At 35.7% G+C, this 18,237-nt stretch carries 19 protein-coding genes; 6 read left to right on the top strand and 13 right to left on the bottom strand.

The features are described 5' to 3' along the window. Window positions 1–41: 41 nt before the first annotated feature. From ACMAWV_RS08720 to ACMAWV_RS08675, 10 genes are all read right to left on the bottom strand, one after another. Window positions 42–959, bottom strand: coding sequence for a hypothetical protein (locus ACMAWV_RS08720; RefSeq protein WP_412469560.1), 918 nt, complete (start codon window positions 957–959; stop codon window positions 42–44). Window positions 960–1,029: 70 nt separating this feature from the next. Further along, on the bottom strand, window positions 1,030–1,599 hold the full coding sequence (locus ACMAWV_RS08715) for a hypothetical protein (RefSeq protein WP_103217242.1): 570 nt from the start codon (window positions 1,597–1,599) through the stop codon (window positions 1,030–1,032). A 37-nt stretch (window positions 1,600–1,636) separates the two neighbouring features. Further along, the gene (locus ACMAWV_RS08710) at window positions 1,637–2,218 is read right to left on the bottom strand and encodes a hypothetical protein (RefSeq protein WP_412469561.1); all 582 of its coding nucleotides are present in this window, start codon (window positions 2,216–2,218) and stop codon (window positions 1,637–1,639) included. Next, window positions 2,218–3,795, bottom strand: a complete 1,578-nt coding sequence (locus ACMAWV_RS08705) for a hypothetical protein (RefSeq protein WP_412469562.1) — start codon at window positions 3,793–3,795, stop codon at window positions 2,218–2,220. Before ACMAWV_RS08705 ends, ACMAWV_RS08710 begins: the two co-directional genes overlap by 1 nt. A gap of 25 nt (window positions 3,796–3,820) precedes the next feature. Further along, window positions 3,821–5,161, bottom strand: coding sequence for a cytochrome P450 (locus ACMAWV_RS08700; RefSeq protein ID WP_412469563.1), 1,341 nt, complete (start codon window positions 5,159–5,161; stop codon window positions 3,821–3,823). A 12-nt stretch (window positions 5,162–5,173) separates the two neighbouring features. Then, complete coding sequence (locus ACMAWV_RS08695) at window positions 5,174–6,106, bottom strand: hypothetical protein (RefSeq protein WP_412469564.1); 933 nt, start codon at window positions 6,104–6,106, stop codon at window positions 5,174–5,176. Window positions 6,107–6,238: 132 nt separating this feature from the next. Further along, on the bottom strand, window positions 6,239–6,814 hold the full coding sequence (locus ACMAWV_RS08690) for a hypothetical protein (RefSeq protein ID WP_412469565.1): 576 nt from the start codon (window positions 6,812–6,814) through the stop codon (window positions 6,239–6,241). Between the two features lie 74 nt (window positions 6,815–6,888). Next, on the bottom strand, window positions 6,889–7,869 hold the full coding sequence (locus ACMAWV_RS08685) for a PHB depolymerase family esterase (RefSeq protein WP_412462624.1): 981 nt from the start codon (window positions 7,867–7,869) through the stop codon (window positions 6,889–6,891). Between the two features lie 119 nt (window positions 7,870–7,988). Further along, window positions 7,989–8,435 (bottom strand): hypothetical protein, encoded by a 447-nt coding sequence (locus ACMAWV_RS08680; protein ID WP_103217249.1) that lies wholly within the window; start codon window positions 8,433–8,435, stop codon window positions 7,989–7,991. A 169-nt stretch (window positions 8,436–8,604) separates the two neighbouring features. Continuing rightward, complete coding sequence (locus ACMAWV_RS08675; protein ID WP_412475821.1) at window positions 8,605–9,960, bottom strand: hypothetical protein; 1,356 nt, start codon at window positions 9,958–9,960, stop codon at window positions 8,605–8,607. A gap of 95 nt (window positions 9,961–10,055) precedes the next feature. On the opposite strand from ACMAWV_RS08675, the gene ACMAWV_RS08670 reads away from it, so the two are divergent. Both ACMAWV_RS08670 and ACMAWV_RS08665 read left to right on the top strand, forming a co-directional pair. After that, window positions 10,056–10,529, top strand: a complete 474-nt coding sequence (locus ACMAWV_RS08670) for a hypothetical protein (RefSeq protein ID WP_103217251.1) — start codon at window positions 10,056–10,058, stop codon at window positions 10,527–10,529. Further along, window positions 10,529–12,832 carry a hypothetical protein gene (locus tag ACMAWV_RS08665; protein WP_412475822.1) on the top strand — a complete coding sequence of 768 codons (2,304 nt, stop codon included), beginning with the start codon at window positions 10,529–10,531 and terminating at the stop codon, window positions 12,830–12,832. The genes ACMAWV_RS08670 and ACMAWV_RS08665 overlap by 1 nt, the downstream gene beginning before the upstream one ends. Here ACMAWV_RS08665 and ACMAWV_RS08660 read toward each other — a convergent pair. Beyond that, the gene (locus ACMAWV_RS08660; protein WP_412469568.1) at window positions 12,825–14,480 is read right to left on the bottom strand and encodes a S8 family serine peptidase; all 1,656 of its coding nucleotides are present in this window, start codon (window positions 14,478–14,480) and stop codon (window positions 12,825–12,827) included. The two genes, ACMAWV_RS08665 and ACMAWV_RS08660, sit on opposite strands and share 8 nt — an antisense overlap. Before the next feature lie 174 nt (window positions 14,481–14,654). On the opposite strand from ACMAWV_RS08660, the gene ACMAWV_RS08655 reads away from it, so the two are divergent. After that, window positions 14,655–14,957, top strand: a complete 303-nt coding sequence (locus tag ACMAWV_RS08655) for a metal-sensitive transcriptional regulator (protein WP_158246820.1) — start codon at window positions 14,655–14,657, stop codon at window positions 14,955–14,957. Here the strand turns inward: ACMAWV_RS08655 and ACMAWV_RS08650 are convergent. Beyond that, on the bottom strand, window positions 14,954–15,229 hold the full coding sequence (locus ACMAWV_RS08650; protein WP_103217255.1) for an acylphosphatase: 276 nt from the start codon (window positions 15,227–15,229) through the stop codon (window positions 14,954–14,956). The genes ACMAWV_RS08655 and ACMAWV_RS08650 overlap by 4 nt on opposite strands. A 70-nt stretch (window positions 15,230–15,299) precedes the next feature. On the opposite strand from ACMAWV_RS08650, the gene ACMAWV_RS08645 reads away from it, so the two are divergent. Beyond that, on the top strand, window positions 15,300–16,028 hold the full coding sequence (locus tag ACMAWV_RS08645) for an SOS response-associated peptidase family protein (protein ID WP_103217256.1): 729 nt from the start codon (window positions 15,300–15,302) through the stop codon (window positions 16,026–16,028). 10 nt (window positions 16,029–16,038) lie between these two features. Here ACMAWV_RS08645 and ACMAWV_RS08640 read toward each other — a convergent pair whose 3' ends face one another. Then, entirely contained in the window at window positions 16,039–16,515 is a 477-nt protein-coding gene (locus tag ACMAWV_RS08640; RefSeq protein WP_146037798.1) for a GreA/GreB family elongation factor, read from the bottom strand. A gap of 93 nt (window positions 16,516–16,608) precedes the next feature. Between ACMAWV_RS08640 and ACMAWV_RS08635 the strand changes: the two genes are divergently transcribed. Both ACMAWV_RS08635 and trhA read left to right on the top strand, forming a co-directional pair. Further along, window positions 16,609–17,445: a hypothetical protein gene (locus ACMAWV_RS08635; RefSeq protein WP_412469569.1), complete on the top strand. Its 837-nt coding sequence runs from the start codon at window positions 16,609–16,611 to the stop codon at window positions 17,443–17,445. A 76-nt stretch (window positions 17,446–17,521) separates the two neighbouring features. Next, on the top strand, window positions 17,522–18,154 hold the full coding sequence (gene trhA / locus ACMAWV_RS08630) for a PAQR family membrane homeostasis protein TrhA (RefSeq protein WP_103217259.1): 633 nt from the start codon (window positions 17,522–17,524) through the stop codon (window positions 18,152–18,154). The last annotated feature ends 83 nt before the right edge of the window (window positions 18,155–18,237 follow it).

The raw sequence follows: 18,237 nt of genomic DNA, 5'->3' as shown, positions 1-18,237 counted from the left end.
TATTTAGGGAAACAATAGAAAAACTAGATAAGTTCATGATTTTAGCGACACTCACCATAAATAAGATACTTACTAAAGGCCGCATACTTTTCTCCCATAGCTAAGCAGCGATCAACTGCAACTGGACAAGACATGGGTATTTGGTCCATGGCCTTCTTGATATTTTTACGCATAAATTTCGATGTATAGGAATTACAATTTATCCCTTCATCCATTCCTTCATCAACAAAATCGGCCATATCGATATCACGAGTTGCTTTAAATTTCCCGTCTATACATTTTATCACACCGGTTCCAGTGAGGTCTTCATTAGTAAGAGGATCAATTCCTTTACCAAAGAGTTTCTGATAAAAGCGCATCCCTTGAAAGTTAGCGACAAGATCACCATTTGAAACAATGCCATTAAAGAATCCTCCCCACATGATATTTTCTGCATTCTTACCATAGTGAATTATCTCTTTAATTGATAGGCCATGTTCTAACTTTCGATAATAGAGGTAGCCGACATTAAATAGATGGCTAAATTTGTCACTTCCAACTAGAGCATCATTTACTTTTAGTAATGGAGAGTAAGGTGTTAGATTCAAAATTGGTTTATAGATAAGTGGAATATAGCGAAAGATGGACTCACTCTTTTTTGTCTTTACCAGATATTCTTTTCCAATTCTTCCCTTGTCGATATAGCGTTGAAGTGGAGCGCTGACAAAGAAACCTTTAAAACTTGCAACTAATTTCTTTTTTACTTTTCGACGTATTGTATATTCGCTACATGATTGTCCAAATATCTCATCCGCATGATTTGCTTCAGCAACCGCCGATCTAATTTTTCCATTAACGTACTTATTAACTTCATCTAAAGCATCATCCTTAACAAGGGCCTTATCGCGATGTGTGAAGCTATCAACTTCCAAGGCATATGAACTAAAATTGAAACAAATAAATACAATAAGAAATTTCATGAAACGATGCTAGCCCACAGGTAACAATCAAAATATTTAAAAAATCTTAATTTTCTAACTGCGTATATTATTAAATGTCCTTACCCTCTGTCGTAACTGAAAGTACTCCTGACTCAAAAGGATCATTTATATTAATAAAGTAATAGCATTTCGAATTATCTATCATGAAACCATTAGGTGTTTTAGAAGACATTTGCATACGCCAACCTCTAGCAAGAATTGGTACATCCACCTTTATCAGCGCACCTTTAGTGTCATAGTAGAAATTAACCATAGTCATTTTTAAAAAAGATGGGTCATCTCTAAGCTCACTACCGTGTAAGATATTAAATGTATAAACCATACCAGAAGATTGCTTGGCCTTTAGCACATAGGCATGCTCAGGTATTGCAAAGTAATAAAAAGCTCGCTCAAAATCCTTGATACACATATCTTGTTGGCCAAAACGATTTTCAATCATACCAAGGTTATCTCGGGCCTCAATTCCCCTATCACGCCAATTCTGATCGAGGCGTTCATAATCACTTAGTTCCTCTGAACTAGGCTTTCGCTCATCATCTTTCTTATTACTAGAACAAGAGAAAGCCGAGACTAAGATAAAGCAAATTATAAATATAAGGAGAGTGAGATACTTAATCATAAGAAGCTCATCGGGCATAAGTGTATTTAAACAACCATCAAAGTACTTTTTTAAGAATATTTAACTTATGAAATAGGCCCTTAAAGCTATCGGTATTCCTACTAGGTTCCGCTCGTTGCTTAGAAGCTAGGCCTTGTTCAAAACAAAACTGATTATTGATCTTTGCCGCAACACCAATTTTTCCAATCTTCTTTTGTAAGAAAGTCTTTGAGGTATTTTTTGGATATTGAATTTCATCCCAAGATTTCTTTAACGGCATAAGTTTGTAAATATCTAACTGAAATTCTTTTTGCGTGTACATTAACTCTCTATAGAAACAGCGTAAAATCTTGACTGACATGATATTACTTTGCTCATCATCGCTAGTGTATAGGTTCTCAATTGCGGCAACAACCTTATGAAGTGAATCAGTCATCGTTTTCTTAGCTTCAGCAGAAATTTGTAATGTTGATATGGCCTTATTAAGATCAGCAATTGGCCTTTGTGCATATCCATCAAAGAGACTCTTATCAAGTAATTGAGAATCAACATATTCTTTATACTTTCCAAAGCCAATGGCCGCGATAATTGTCGTGACAAATATTAGTATTAAAATTACCAGAACTTTCTTTTGTGACATTAGTAAAAATCATCCTCTTTTAAGCTATTTCGTATTTCCTGTAGCTCAAGAGTGTGTCCTGTCCCGAGACCGAGGTGATCATTTAAGTAGAGATCATCAATCACAATACTTAACGAATCTTTAACACTAGATGCATAATAGTCGTTATACATATCAGTATCTTTCATTCTCTTATTTAAATTATCCTTTATCGCAGATATATTATTTTTAAGTAGCTCTAAGGTTTTTACAGGGTCTTGCTTAATATAGGCTTCATGAAATACTGAAGCAACAATTCGAGCTGAAGGGTAGGCCGCATAATCAGCAGAACTCTCTGCTTCAATTTTATCAATCAGTTCATTGGCCATTTCATTATCATACATTTTTGGCCCCCAATCAGAGACAATTAAAGTCGATAAGTGCAATCCTATCGGATTAAAATATTCACCTTGAGCACGAGCAAGAAGCGCTTGTGCTTCAATGCTTCCTGGATTTTCCTTTATATAGTTTATTGTGGCACGCATTCCATTACTTGATAGGTAAGCATGTTTTGAATAATCTAAGAAATCTCTTACATAACGAACGTCACCTTCATTATTATAATCTCCCTTACATACTCGACAAGCAGCTTCAACTCGTGCCTTTTCATCGTCACTATTATAAGACAAGCAACAGTCCTCACAAGCGTAAGAAAACTCAAATCCCTCGCCATGAGAATAGCCTAGGTTATGAAGTTGCTCATGGAAGAGAGTTTTTCTAAGTTCATTTCTTTCTGCATCACCTTCAGGAGTAAACTCTAGAGATGTGGGTTGACCAGGATTGATGGCCATATAAGGGTGTTTAACTTTCCCACCATATGCGTCCTGTGTTTTTTCTGAAACAGAAGCATAGGCCAGAGTTCCTTCCCAGTACTTCATGTCATCGGCACGATCTGTACACATTACAGTAACTTCATTTTTACTAAGAAGTTGTTCTAAATCATATGCAATGCGAGTTGAACCCACGGGATTTTTAATATCTTTTCCTAGCTCCTTTAAGCATGCAATACCGTCATGAATAGAGCTCTTTAAGAAATTTGGAAAATCCTGTCCCCATTTAGAAAGACAAGCATTTTCAATGCGATAACCAAAATCAGTAGGTAGGAATCCATCATCAAAGCTTGCACTGACTTTATTAACAAGAGCAGATAGCTCGCCAATTACAGACTTCGATTGTGGTAAATGGCATTCTTGTTTCTGAATTAAGCTTTGGGTGTTTTTATAATTTATTTCAAAGACGCCATCAAAATCCTTATCAACCTCAATTGTTGCCTGAAATTGAGAATCATTTAGTTTTCGATAACTAACCCTACGATCAATTTTCCCATCACCGTTGGTATCTTGTAATGTTTGTTTGTATATCTCTTTTAGGTTGAACTTCGTGATAAACTCAAATTTTCCATCGCCATTTCGATCTTCTTGAATTTCAACAATTTTCTTTCCAAGACTTATTTCGATGCGATCGATCTTACCATCTTTATTGATATCAATTTTCTTATGGCGTAATTTTTGAGCTGCATAAGTATTAAAAAATAAGGAAAGGACTATAATAAATCTCATTCCTAAATTTTAACATAAATTGGATTTATCGACGTATAAATTCTAAAGAAATTTCACGATCACTACTGAAAACAAATTTTTGCTTTGGTTTTACTTGCGCTAAATCACATGCTGGCCTGATATGATAACTTCTTAATATATGGGCAAGAATGAGCTTTACTTCAATACTTGCCATTTCACGCCCTAGACAAGTACGTGTTCCTGTTGAGTAAGGAATATATGCTTTCTTCTGCTCACTTGTTAAATGATTAAAACGCTTTGGATTAAATTTATCGTGATCTTCACCCCAAATTTCTTGATTATTGAGGATTTTACCCAGAAGTGAAAAGACGATTGTCCCCTTCTTAACTTTGAATGTAATATCTTCGCTTGTTAACTCTTCATCTTCTGCTGCTTCTCTAAACAAGATAGGGAAGGCCGGCCTTAAGCGAAGGGTTTCTGCAACATAATTTTCCAAGAATTCATTTTTAATTATTGAATTTGAATCGTTAAGATCTAGTGTAGCTAACTCTTGATATAATTCATTTTGTAATTCTTGATTTTGAGCTAGAAAGTAAAGGGCCCATGTTAAAGAGACCGCTGTTGATTCAAAAGAAGCTCCTACTAGGCCATATATTTGACCGATAATTGCTTCAGTATCTAGGCCTTGATTTTTTAAGTGAGTAATTAATGTATAACTAGTTGTTCCTTTCTCAACTTTTTCACGAACAAATTGTTTTCCTTCCTTAATAAATTTAGAAAATCGTAGGTTGCTAAGCGTTGGTAAGTATTTCCACATTGGGCCATAGTTCATTCGCTTAGTAAGTTCAGCAATAAGAAATTTTTGAAAGTAATAGAAACTATCGCTATCTGCATTTGAATTTGTAATTTCCTCTTTATTAATTTGAAAATTATGTTCAATAAAGAACTCACTTGTGATGGCCAAAGCAATTTTCCCCATCAATACTTCAACATCATCAACAATTGAATGATCATCAAATAGTGGAAGTGACTTTTCAAGTCGCTTGCTTGTAATATCATATAGGTTTTCTAATACCTTAGGTGTAAAGAAATGGACTAACTCCCCTCTTAAATCCTGCCACGTTTTCCCATCGGCATCAAGAATTGAGGGCCTCCCTTTATTGATGTGTTTAATCTCATTAAGGGTACTTCCTTTTAAAAAAGTATTTCTTTTTTTAACAATTACTTCTTTATAGAGATCATAATTTCCGATTACCACAATATCTTTATGAAAAATTTTAAAACGATATGAATCTCCAAGCACCTTGCTTTTCTCATTAAGCTGATCAAATAGACACTTTTTGAAGTCTAACTCTCCAATACTGCCGATTACAGGTAATGTTTTTAAGCTTGGAATTGTACTCATATTAACCTTCTTTTATAGTCCTAAAATATCGCCAATTCGATCAAAGATTCCTCTTGCAGTATCAGCAACAGGCTTCTTTAGGCCGTATTCAACTGTTCTTGGAGAAGTAACAAATCCAAGTGCCTCATATTCTCTTGCATCTAGTTCAACAAGAGAGTCTTTAATACAAGATTTTTCAACTTCATCTATTTTAAGTGTGCCTGTTTTTAAGTAATTCTCAACACAATTTTTCTCTTCTTTCGTATTAATTGCAGCAGTAAGAAGAACAGCTGAAACTGTTGGTGCAGGATATTTCATATCAAGCTCACCTTTTCCAACATAGTTTCTAAGAACAGATAATCCGTAATTGGCCCCCTCTTCATCATTTGATTCATAAGCAGAACAGGCAGCAATACTAGCAACCTTAAAAGACGAATAACTTGTTGAGTAGCTAACACAAGTAAACTGTTGCTTTGAAGAAATTTGATTACAATATTCAACGACTTTATCATCAATATTAAAGTCTTCTTTTAAGTAATCCACACAAGCAGGCGAAGCATCAAGTAGTCCGGCCTTTACTTTTTGAATAATAAGTTCCTTCTTATTGACACCTATACACTCAACATCTGCATCAACAGAACAATAGGCCATTTCACCTGCGATATAACAGTCTGAATTACTAAAATCTATTTTTTCATTATTATCACAAATTCTTTTTATACTGAAAGTAGCATTGGCCTTTGCTTGTTTCGTTGCCGCCAGTTTTGCCTTAGTTTCAGCAAAAAGTTTTCCTTCAACTTTTGATTCACCTTGTGAGCGAAGACTTAGGTCTGCACGATCACCATATTCATGCAGGCGAATCTCTTGGTACTCAACACTATCCATTGCCTGATCAGCAATTGAGATCGCTCCATGGGCCATAGAATTTAGCAAGAAGAATGCAAGTAGTGATAGTGTTTTTTTCATAAGTCATTACCTTTAAAAATTGTACACCTATAGGCCAGCTGTCCAAAAATGAAACAGGCATAGTCCTCTAAAGTGCTAAATTCTTTAACAAATTAAGTATTCAAGGTAATAAGTTGCAAGGGATGGGCCAATTTAGAAATTTGTTTCGTAACCGCTTTCTTTAAACTCTAATTCACGCCATACACTTTTCCAGTCATCCTTAAGTAGAGTTGACGGCGTAAGTCTTGCTTGATTAGGTGTATCTTCTTTGAGCTCGATTTTCTCAAGGCCAGAGATGAGAAACATTTTTTCTTTATCGAATTCAATATAAAAATCAGATTGGAATAAATGTCCCTTTAATGTCTTTCCCTTTAGGAGTACGAGGAGATAATCACTTGTTTTACATTTCTTATCAAGACGATATAGAAGCTCGCTTTTTGCGTTGTAATAGGTTTTGCGCAAGTCCCCCAAGTTTAAGCGCTTCTTACCAATCATAGGAAAAGCGATATTCTCTTTAAGTAGATAAGAAACTGTAGTCGGGGTATCTGGATAGTTAGAATAATATTCTTTAAAGCATTCTTTGTTAAAGAAGCTACCTCTGGTTGTAGCAGCAAGTTGAGACCTTACTTCATAGACCTGGTCAACAATGTGATCGTTGGAATAAGTTGAATATTCATAGAAATCGACAACGACTTCGCCTGCTATTACAGGAGTCGAAATAGTTATCAAAATAAATATTAACTTAGCAAAATATCTCACAATACTGTTTGTTTACCATAAAAATATAGTGTTTCAATAAACACTTAAGGTTTTTGTAAAATATCTAAGACCATGGCCTTGATTATACGCATTTGTTGGCCATCTTTCAGGTGATAATTTGCTCCTGAATGTCCCCACCAGTCCCAACAACCGTGTGGATTTCTTCCAGGAATTACTGATTTCTTTGCTTGAGGAAAAAGAACAACAACATCAAGCTTATCAGCAGCTTCTTTTATTCCAGTATCATTAATATAACTCATGCCAATATGATCTACAGTTTGCTTACAGCCATGAAAAGCTACATGCAGGTCACACTTTCTGTCACCTTTACAACGCGAAGGAATATAGAGATATGCCTTGTCTTGTAATAGTGGCGTGAATGCTCCAACATCAAAAGCTGTAAAGTGCTTGGCCTGATCAACTTCAACTGTTTTTCCTTTGAAAGTAAAACGCCTTTGCTTCTTTTCAGGATAGAGCGCACTAAGCGACTTCAAAGCACCATTGTAATTACAATTTCCAATATAAGGAACTTCTGAAAGCTCACACTCAACTCCTTTATTTTCAGTAGGATAAGTATGGCCAGCTGCTAATGTACCCTCGTACTCGAGATTTTTAACACCAAAGAAAGCATACAAGTCTCTAAGTTCTTCACTTACGCTAGAAACGACTGTTTTATCGTTTTGCCCAGAGAAAATATAAACCTTATCATCCTTTAAATTTGTCGTAGGATCAATAAGGCCCATCATGGCCAATCCACTGGCAAATACATACGACTGATAAGCACTGCCCCAGGCACCATTTCCCTTCATACATGTATTTGTCGCCAAGGCCACAGAGCCCTTTGCGCAGTAATAAGGGCCTGCTGCAAATATAGCTGCACCTTCTACTAGGTTGCTATTGGCAATGTGAAACTGATGAGCAAAGAAGCCTCCTGAGGAGATCCCTGATACAGTAATTTTCTCACTCAGGTTAAGAGCGAATACATTTGAAACTAAGATTATATAAATAGCTAAGATTATTTTCATTTTTGCTTTATAGAACAAAATCTATCGAATTTAAATGAGCATGAAATAAGTAAAGGGGGGCCTCCTCACAAAGCCCCCAATTATGCTAGAACAATCAGCAAACCCCTAAGAATTCTTGATTATTCCACAACAATAAAGTTGAATTCACATACGTATTTTCCGCCACCGAACATACCTTTTTTGTAGAAATCAACATCTCCAAAAACATATCCGATAGTTGTATTGATGATTCTGTTTCTCATTTTCATACACTCAGTATATGACTTATCGTAGTTATTAGTGATTTTCTGTTTAATTTGCTTCTTAGATAGTACTTGCTCGTAACTATCAAGAGTTGTTCTGATTTCACAAATGTGATGGCTACCACTTTTTCTAGTGATAAATTCAAATTCAATACCTTCAACTTTGATATCTTTGATTTCATCATACTCAACTTCTGCGTCAAGACATGCTTTCTTGGCTTGCTCCTCTGTGTCATAACGATCTATTTCGATGCTTGATGATTGAAGCTTTGCAAAAGATGATAAAGAAAATACTGCACATAAAATTAAAAGTAGGTGTTTCATAAGTTTCCCCTCTGTTTTTCAATTGTTAAAAAATAATGTTTTTTCTTGAGAAACTTATAGCCAATGAGACTACTCAGGTCAGTTTAAGAAAGGTAAAGTTAAAAGTGAAAATGTATAAACTCTCTTAACTTTACATTATCTCTGGAATTTTGTTGGTAATTTCGGATATTTAGCTAATTCGTCGTTGAAAACCTAGTACCACAAGGGAAAAACCGAAGATGACAAGCCCCATAACTTTAAAAATACGAGTTGGATCAAAAGAGACATTTAACTTAACCTTCTTGGGTGTATGTGGGCTTAGTGGATCTAGAGAAATTAACCAGCCACTTATATTAGCTTTTGAATTCTTCGAGTTTAAAATGTATTTTTGATCTGAAATTGAAAGTTCATAACTACTTTCATTATTTTGTTTTGAGATTTTGTCTAAACGAATATCAAAAGGAAGTTTAAATTCCTTATTATGAAATTTAAGATCATAGAATCTTCCTTCACTATCAATAATCTCTCTCGTTTCACCTAATTTCATTTGATAAATTTTTTGAGTATTTCCCTTCTCATAAAACTTAAGAATGTCACTATCATGCTTTTTAAAATTACTGCTATAGCGATATTCTAGTTTTAGGCCAGTATCCTCTAGAAAGTTATTTAAGCGGTACTTATAACTATCACCAACAACTTCTAACTTAACTTTTTGCATTTTACATTCATTACCTAAAGAATAAAAACCATCTTCTTTAAGAGCATATTTATTAGTTAAACAGTATTCTTTTTTGAGCAATGATATTGACTTTCTTCTTGTGTACACTGAACAAGCAGGGTTCACATTTGATAAATTTTCCAAGCAATTGAGCATTGATTGATTAAAGAGAACAATCTCCAAATTACCATCCTTTATACTAGTTGGATGATCAAGACGACTTGAAGAAAGATAAATCAACTCACTATTAACTCCCGAAAGGTAGCGAGACTCCTTCAAAACGACAGCACTATTATCTCCTGTACTTTTAAAATTTGCGTGAAATTTTTCGCTATAAGGTAGGTATGAAATTAGATAAACCGGACCAAAATCGAGATTAAGGCCTTGAGGTCTTACTGAAAAATTTAGATCAATATATAAAGTTTTTCCGCTAGATCGCTCTCTTAATTGAGCTTGATACTGATCGAGCATAGCAGTTTTAACTTCCGACTTCTCTAAGAGTTCTATATGACCCTTAACTGATGTGAAAGTTGAGACTATCGTCGAGACACAAATAGTAATTAAACCAATATGTGTTAAATGAATACCTAGTAACCTAGTTCTTATTGGAAACTTTTTAAGAAAACTTACGACTAATGATAATGTTACAAGTGAAAGTAAGAAGATAAAAAATGGGCCATTAAAAATTAGGGAATTTGAAATCTTCGGGCCATATAAATAATCGACAACCGCACCTATGACCAAATAAAGGACAAAAATGATTACTAAAGTGATAGCACTATAAACACTACTAAAAGAATGATTTAGTTTTGATAAGACTTGTCTCATGACAATAGAATAACTTGGGTCAAAATATCTGTCTACGTGCTAAAAAAGCGCTAAAAGACGTAAAGCACTTCATTAACCAACCGATAATATAAGGTATGAGAAGAGCTATTATAATTACACTTTTACTACTATTTAATTTCACGGGCCAAGCTAATAAAAATCAAGATTTAGAATGGGAACATGACTTCAGTTTTGACAACATTCAGGTCTGGAAGAATTCTCATAAGAGACTAACAGTCGAGGATAAGAATTCATCGAATAAAATTGAGAATTATAATAAAGAAAAAATAAGAAAATACTTAGATCAAAGAAACAAAATACTCAAGTATAGCGATTTCTCACAATTTAAAACAGAGTCCTTAGACTTCACGAAAAAGAAAAACTATATTCAAGTCTATAAGCTTGGTAGCTATAAAAACTCAAGATCCAAAACAATCTACTTAGCTGAGATACATCGTCTTTATAAAAATCGCACGATTATCACAATGCTAAGCTCTGAAAAAAAGATATCAAAATCAGATATAAAAGACTTAAATGAAAAATTCAAATTTGTTACGGAGCAAAGATAATGAGAAAACTTTGTACCGTACTTACTCTAATTATAAATATGTCAATTCACGCATTTGTCCCAATGAGTAATTATGAATTGGATCTTAGTGTTGCACAGACTCAATGCTTAGAAATTGGAAACCTTAATATTCTTGATGAGGCAAATTCACAACAATTATGTGAAATTGTTGTAAACTCACCTGCCTGCGAAGATGTTGAAGCAATAGATAAAAGAAAATGTGATCCGGGCCTTATAGTCGAGAGCAATGTTGCTGTTGATTTTATCTCTTGCCTACAGGGTCTTTGGGGTTCTGCGGTTGAGTTTATGAAGTTCATTGGTTCAGTCATCGATTATATTATTGATGATGAGTATCGTGGAGAAAAGAATGAAGAGCTCCTTAATACCCTTCAAAGCGCCAAACACATGCTCGCTATGGAATGGTCGCGCTCACTAAGTGAAACTGATGGTATAGGGCCTTTGCATTATATCAATGCAGCAAAGCACTTCTCAAAAACAATGGGAACAATTATTTTTAATATGCTCCAAGATGCTTATTATTCGACGCAAGCAAACTACGCTTGTCTTTCACCAGCGGCAAGAACAAAAGCAATATGTCAATTTGCGGGTTCTTATGTTATTCCACCAACAATTGTGATAGCAAAGGTTGCGAAATTTCTATTAAAGTCAAAAACTGGTATAAGTCGCTATACTCGCGAAGACTTTGCAAAAGAAGAACTCGAAAATAATATTCACGAGAAAAAAGATATTGATGATGAAGATGTCGTTGAAACAAAAGGGCCTTATTCAGAAGAATCAAGCTTTTTAGCAAGACTCGATTTATCACTGGCCAAAAGAGCGTTTGAAAAACCTGATCAGATCACAGAGATTTCAAATGCGCAGACAGAAGGAATATTAAAGGTAATCAATAAAATTGAGCTTCCACATCGAATAGATATTATTGAAATTCAAGGAAAGAAAACAAAACGAATTGTTCTTTATGAAGGTGATCTTGTAGCAGCAAAATCAGATGCGGCCAAAGAACTACTTGCATACATGAAACAAACGGGAAGAAGTCAGATCGTTATCTCACCTCAAGAGATGTATCAAAGAAGTAGTGCTCTTCTTGCATCAGATAAAACAACTTTCGTCTCAGGTACTGGTCTTGCAAATATCCTACGCCTTAATGAGAAGAATAGTCTGAATCAGAACAGGGCCTCTGCAGCAATTGAGGCAACGATGATTGATTCATCAGATGAAAACATAATTAGACTTGCAAAAGAGTTAAATGATCAAGGCTTCTCAGTTCGTGTTATAGAAAGAAAGGCCGTTAATAAAGAGACGAATCAGAATGTAACTAAAAAGGCCCTACAATTTAATAAATTTGCTGCAGATCAAGACAACCCAGCAGTAATTAGACTAAATAGATTCAGAAATGAAGATTTCAGACAAAAGATAGTCTTTTATCCAGATGACCTAAAGAAAGCGCAAGGCTCTTCAAATAGAGGAACTAGAACTGTCTCATTTAATTTTTCAAACTTAAGAGAGCTAATTAATGGAGGCCATGCTAATACTCTACCTCATGAGTTTAGACATGCTAAGTTTGAATATAATCGCTCAATCGGAAAAGAATCAGCTTACGATCTACGTGTTCAACACTTAAAACCAGACGGCAAGCTTCATGATGGAAGAACTTATACAAATTATTTTTCAATGGAAGAGCTTTATAACCACGCACAAGATATTCAAAGTGTGACAAGAAAGATTCAGAAAGACCCTCAAATAGGTTTCACACTAGAAAAGGTCGCTGCAAAGGCAGATACGATAATCAATATTGCGAAAGGATTCAAAGTACAAAACGACTCTCTTAACTTGAACTTAATGTCGAGAATTCTTCCCTCGCAACTTAGTAGGCCTATTAGAGATCAGGGCACGTATAAGATAAATGTTGGGAGTGATAGTTATGTTAAAATAATAAAAGATAATAATAACTATTTCTCGATTGTTTTAAAAGATGATGATGTCGAACACACGGTACCAATGACATCAGAAAACTCAAAAAATGTGCTTAGAAACTTCATCAGAAATGCAGATAATGCAGCTCAAACAAATGATATGAATACTATTGCGAGTGAGTTAAAAACTGTTCTAAGAGATGTGGTTGCTAAAAACAATGAAAGAAGAAATCTCATTCGGTCAATTGAGCCAAGAGCAAAGGCATTAAAAGAAGCAGTTAAAAATACTGATTACTCTAACAAAAGCTTAGAAGAAATTAGAGAGCTGTCACGCCAGCTCTCGCAAGCTACAAAAGGTCGTGTTAATTAGACTTTGTTTTTAACACGGCCTTGTAAAAGGCTTCAGGATCAACGATCCCACCACTTTCACATGGAAGCCTTCCGCCTTTTGGAATATAGGCAGTTGATAGAAGCAGCTCTTTTAATTTTAAAGGAGAAAGCTCTGGATTAATTTTGTGTCCTTTTAACAGTACGTTTGTCACAAAAGGAGCGGCCATAGAAGTTCCATTTAATGGAATTGTTCCACCACCTGACTGAGCAGAGACAACACCTTGCCCCGGGGCGAAGATTTGTACTTTCTTGTTTCCAAACTTTGAAAAGCTAGCAGGTTTATATGTGTCCATCTTCTCCTTTTCAAGTGTTGCCGTATTTAGTGCTCCAACTTTAATCATATTATTGTAATCATAGCTTGCTGGGTAATTGTCGTTTCCTTTTAAATCGAGATCAAGATTTCCACGAGCGTTCCCTGCTGCCACAACAAAGATAGTCTCTGGATTTTCAACGAATGTATTTTCTAGATAATAGAATGATTCACGTGGTGCCGACATTGGCGCACCAGGATAACCAATAGCAAAGCTCATATTAACAAATTTAACATTCTTCTCTTTAATATATTCTGCAGCTTTCTCTAAGTGATCAGAGATGGCCACATCTCCAGCAAAACCAACAAGGCCGTACATATCTAAATCTTTTAAAGCAAGGGCCGCTACGTGGGTTCCATGAGAAACAGGATATGGAGTATGAATAAGGGAATGCGTTTCACGAATATTGTTATTGTCTAACAGGAGGCTTAGGCCAGCATCATCTTGTCTTTGCCAACCCCAAGAATCATCGACTCTCCCATTTCCATCATTATCAATACCATCACCTACTAAATCAAATGGCGAGTTATATAATTTATGAGTTAATGAAGGGTGCATAATATCAAAGCCTGTATCAATAATAACAACAGGCTCACGAGTCTTGTCTTCAAAGATACTTAATCTACGCTCGTATTCTTCATTTGAAAGATTAAATTTTTTAAGCTGATCACTAACATTAAAAGGTGCAACTTCATTATACTGGCCGATCAATTCCCCAGATGGTGTGAATGCCTTAAACTCTGAAACGAGATTAGCAAGAGGCGCTTTCATATTATAAACAACTTCGTAGTATTTTGAGACCTCGCCATCTTTACCAAGAACATCAATTCGATAAGGCTTTACAACAAAGAAGTCATCATCATTAGTTTCATCGTAACGGTAATGTTTAATTCCAATTTGCTTATATGAGCTTTGTGAGATTACCCATTGTTTTAAAATTGTAGGATCTTCGGCATCACCTTTCATAAGAATCTTTTCTTTTATTTTGTCTGAGACAATGCCATTTTCATCAATAACGTAAACACTTTTTAAGCGCTCTCCATTGTCAAAATATTCAAACTCAGCATGATATGTATAGATACCATCAGAACTCCAGGAGTCATTTGTTAGCATACGCCCTTGTTCATCGTATGTGCTAGCTCCCGTTTTTGAGCCCGTCTTTAAATATGTTTCAAAAGAAGACGTCAGTTTATTATTTTCACATTGGTAGGTCGTTTTCCAATTTCCATCGATTACGATTTTATTCGTTGGACAAGGAGCGGCCATAAGTGAAAGTTGAGATAAAATAAGAGTTGTTGCTGTTGTGATATATTTCATGCCACGGTTTTTACCACACATAGACGCACCGCAAACAATGCTTGAATAGATTACATGAAAAATTTTTAAGACCATATAGTTTCAATGAGTTAAATGTCTTTTTAATACCCCATCACCTATATTTCTGATCACTTTATATGGACGGATTCTGGCCTCTTCGCTAGTATGGCGCTCATGAACGAAATAGAGTTAGAGAAATTTATCAATACACCAGGGGCAGATCACCGCTCGCACCTTAATCGTCTTAAAAGAATTCAGGGACAACTTGAATCCCTCATAAATCTGGTTGAAGATGGAAAGTATTGTATCAATATCGTTCACCGCTCAAAAACAATTCGCGGCGCCCTTCGAGGTTTTGAAAGTTCAGTCATGGAAAATCACTTAAGAGGTTGTGTTGCAAAAGCGATCCAATCACAAGATACGAAACTGATTGATGAAAAAATTGATCAACTTTGTACAATTATCAGAAAGGACTAACCAATCTGAAATTCTGTAAAATTTGAGACTGGCAGCTCTTCAATAATTGTCACATTCGTAACCTTGGCCGTCTCTGGGCCGACCTTTAAAAATTCTTCGAGATTGGTTATATCGTCTAATTCGCCACTGGCCATAACCTCAACGCTTCCATCTTTGAGATTTTTTACATAACCAGTAATTGTAGGTGTATGTTTAAGAACATACTCGTATGTACTTCTTCGAAACCAAACACCCTGAACGACGCCTTCAACGCGGTATCTTCTGTTAATCATAAATCCATCCTAGCATGTTCATACATCTTGAAGATGTAATTTTTCTTAATTTATATGTTAAGATATTACCATGTGTTTTTCGATACAAGCGCAAACAAACTTGAAAGTGCTTTCACAAAAGCTTAATACTCCTTTAAACACGAAGGCTTATGAGTCATTTCGTCTGTTGCAAGAATTAGAAGCTTCTCTTGATCCGCAAGAATTAAAGAAAATACTGGGCCTAAAGAGAAAACCAAGTAGTGATATCTTTAAGTCAGCTGATAAAGAAGGGCGAATTTTTCCAAATTATTTTGCAAATGTTATGACGCAAGAATACGAAGAGAGAAGCATTTCACCAATGCGCTACCGTGTTCGCCCAAGAGGATCGCAAGAAGAAATTCCGACCAAATTCAATGTCTTTAATGCCAGACTTGATTCACTCGAAAAGAGACAAACATGGGCACCACTTTTTATGAAAAACCATGGAGTCATTGCCTTTGAAGCATTTTACGAATGGGTTGAAAGAAACGGCAAGAAAACTCTTATTAAATTTCTTCCACAAGATGGAAAGCTCATTCTTGCACCTTGTTTGTGGGATGAGTGGACATCAAATGATAAGCAAATAAGCTTTAAATCATTTGCTATCATAACAACTGATCCACCAAAGGAAATTGAGGAGATGGGACATGATCGCTGCCCTATCTTTTTAAAAGAAGAGTATTTAAACGACTGGCTTAACCCAAAAGGCTTAAGCAAAAATGATACATATGAGATTCTTACCCATCCGTACCAAGAGCATTATGATTACGAATGGGCCTAATGATTTTATTTTAAGAAATTGAAATAACTTCGTATTCACGAGTAATATCACCCGTTTCAACATCAAAGAAATCTCCAACTTCCATCCCTAAGGCCTCATTTCCAATGGGAGAGAAAACTGAAATAACAAGAAGTGGTGTTCCATCAAGATTTAGCATTGTTCCACCTGCAGTTGGTGTGATGAAGTAATGCCTTGTCTGATCATTGAATTTAAGTTCAACAAGTGAGCCTAGTGCGATTTTATCTCCCTTAGGAAGATCTTCAGAAAGCTCTTTAATCATGTTGATATCGATTTCTAGCTCATCAACACGCTTCTTTTGAGCCCCTGCAAGATAGCCTGCTTCAATAGCGCGAGTATCGTACTTACCTTCTTGGGCCATATCAGGCTCTTGAGACATCACTCGAGTCGTCTCAAATGCAGCTTTGGCCTTTGTCAGTTCTGTTTCTAAATTTTCAATAAGTGTAGAGATGATAGATTCTTTATTCATAATAAATAATTTCGCTAGATTACCTTTAAGAAATGGTTGTATTATTTTCAACAATATACCTCAAAATCCCCTTTTGTACTATAAATTGGGCATATGAAAATCTTGCTTACCTTGCTATGTGCACTATTAACTTTTTCGGCCCTTGCTACAACTAGTGAGAGAAATCCTCATGAGTATCAGATTCTTGCTCATGAAGACCTTGGTTCAGAAGTAAAAGAACAAGATTTTTACTTTGTCGTTGTTGAAGCCTTGAGGCTGTATCAAGACGAAGCGATAAAACAAAAGCGTGGTATTTCAGTGAAAACCCTCGACTGGCAAACTCCGTATTTTAGTGCTTGGGCCTTATACGATGACAAGGCAAATCACTTTAATATTAATTTCTGGGGAGGCTTTGCTCGCATGCCTAATATGACAAAAAGAGCATACGCCTTTACTGCCTGTCATGAGATAGGACATGTTCTTGGAAAAGCACCGCGTATGGAAAATAAGCATTTTTCACAAATGAGTACAGAAGGACAATCGGACTTCTTTGCAGCAGCAAGTTGTTATAAGAAATTTGTCATTAATAATCCAAACTACTTTGACTCTCCAATAGAGCTTGACCCATATGCGGCCTCATTGTGTCTAGAGAAGTTTTCTTCTGATAATTTTAACCAAGAGCTTTGTTTTGAGACAATGCAGGTTGCTCAAGACTTCCCTAAGGCCATTGCTCATATGAGTTCTGACCCAAATAAGCACGCTAAAATAACGAACTCAGATCCTACGACTGTTACCAAGACCCTTGATAGCTATCCAACATTACAGTGCCGTATGGATATCATCAAAAACGGGGCACTTCTTGAATTTAGCGGGGACGAAATATCAATAAAAAACCTCGAATCGCGCTTGCCATGTTGGTTTGCAAATTCAGCTACTTCCCATATCCATTGACATAAAATAGCTCTAACGAGTTAAGAGAAAGTTTGCCGTATCTATATAATTTCTTAACTTCTGATATAATTTCAATATGCACGAACGTAACGGCGAACTCTATTCTAAGTTTGAAGAAATCATCAACTCAACAACACACAGCTTGGGTATCATCCTAGGAATAGTTGGAACAATTATGATGGTTTTGAAGGCCAAGTCTGGCATTCACACTTTCGCCTATACTGTATTTGGACTTTCAATCACTTTCCTTTATACAATGTCCACTCTCTATCATGGGACGGCCCATAAGAAGCTTAAGAATATTTTTCGTAAAATGGATCATATTGGCATCTATCTTTTGATTGCCGGCTCATATACGCCATTTCTTATGCTGGCCATTAAAGGTGAAACAGGAATGTGGATGATGATCAATATTTGGGCCTTGGCCTTTATTGGGATTCTGATTAAGCTTTTTGCCTTTAATCGTTCTGAAGTTCTTACGATAATTCTGTGTCTGATTATGGGTTGGATGGTTCTTGCTATTCGCACAGAAATGATCGCAAATCTAAGCTTTGATTGCCTCAAATGGATTGTCATTGGTGGCGCCTGCTATATGACAGGAGTTCTCTTCTACCTGCGTGAAAGTCTATACTTGGGTCATGCAATTTGGCATATTTGTGTCCTTTTAGGCACTACTTCTCACTTTTACGCAGTGTATGCATACGTCTAATCTTTCATAAACTTCAATAGATTTTTACTATGAGCTGACATAGATTCTTTATTGGATTCGTATAATTATTATTGTTATACTTT

It is taken from the genome of Halobacteriovorax sp. RT-1-1 (assembly GCF_047085455.1).
Classification (GTDB): domain Bacteria; phylum Bdellovibrionota; class Bacteriovoracia; order Bacteriovoracales; family Bacteriovoracaceae; genus Halobacteriovorax_A.
The sequence above is the reverse complement of the archived record's forward strand: the minus strand, read 5'-3'. Positions and strand labels throughout refer to the sequence as shown.

Bases quoted from the DNA above. Each gene is read 5' to 3' on its own strand.
- ACMAWV_RS08720 (WP_412469560.1), bottom strand. From the start codon at position 959: ATGAAATTTCTTATTGTATTTATTTGTTTCAATTTTAGTTCATATGCC.
- ACMAWV_RS08715 (WP_103217242.1), bottom strand. From the start codon at position 1,599: ATGATTAAGTATCTCACTCTCCTTATATTTATAATTTGCTTTATCTTA.
- ACMAWV_RS08710 (WP_412469561.1), bottom strand. From the start codon at position 2,218: ATGTCACAAAAGAAAGTTCTGGTAATTTTAATACTAATATTTGTCACG.
- ACMAWV_RS08705 (WP_412469562.1), bottom strand. From the start codon at position 3,795: ATGAGATTTATTATAGTCCTTTCCTTATTTTTTAATACTTATGCAGCT.
- ACMAWV_RS08700 (WP_412469563.1), bottom strand. From the start codon at position 5,161: ATGAGTACAATTCCAAGCTTAAAAACATTACCTGTAATCGGCAGTATT.
- ACMAWV_RS08695 (WP_412469564.1), bottom strand. From the start codon at position 6,106: ATGAAAAAAACACTATCACTACTTGCATTCTTCTTGCTAAATTCTATG.
- ACMAWV_RS08685 (WP_412462624.1), bottom strand. From the start codon at position 7,869: ATGAAAATAATCTTAGCTATTTATATAATCTTAGTTTCAAATGTATTC.
- ACMAWV_RS08680 (WP_103217249.1), bottom strand. From the start codon at position 8,435: ATGAAACACCTACTTTTAATTTTATGTGCAGTATTTTCTTTATCATCT.
- ACMAWV_RS08675 (WP_412475821.1), bottom strand. From the start codon at position 9,960: ATGAGACAAGTCTTATCAAAACTAAATCATTCTTTTAGTAGTGTTTAT.
- ACMAWV_RS08670 (WP_103217251.1), top strand. From the start codon at position 10,056: ATGAGAAGAGCTATTATAATTACACTTTTACTACTATTTAATTTCACG.
- ACMAWV_RS08665 (WP_412475822.1), top strand. From the start codon at position 10,529: ATGAGAAAACTTTGTACCGTACTTACTCTAATTATAAATATGTCAATT.
- ACMAWV_RS08660 (WP_412469568.1), bottom strand. From the start codon at position 14,480: ATGAAATATATCACAACAGCAACAACTCTTATTTTATCTCAACTTTCA.
- ACMAWV_RS08655 (WP_158246820.1), top strand. From the start codon at position 14,655: ATGAACGAAATAGAGTTAGAGAAATTTATCAATACACCAGGGGCAGAT.
- ACMAWV_RS08650 (WP_103217255.1), bottom strand. From the start codon at position 15,229: ATGATTAACAGAAGATACCGCGTTGAAGGCGTCGTTCAGGGTGTTTGG.
- ACMAWV_RS08645 (WP_103217256.1), top strand. From the start codon at position 15,300: ATGTGTTTTTCGATACAAGCGCAAACAAACTTGAAAGTGCTTTCACAA.
- ACMAWV_RS08640 (WP_146037798.1), bottom strand. From the start codon at position 16,515: ATGAATAAAGAATCTATCATCTCTACACTTATTGAAAATTTAGAAACA.
- ACMAWV_RS08635 (WP_412469569.1), top strand. From the start codon at position 16,609: ATGAAAATCTTGCTTACCTTGCTATGTGCACTATTAACTTTTTCGGCC.
- trhA (WP_103217259.1), top strand. From the start codon at position 17,522: ATGCACGAACGTAACGGCGAACTCTATTCTAAGTTTGAAGAAATCATC.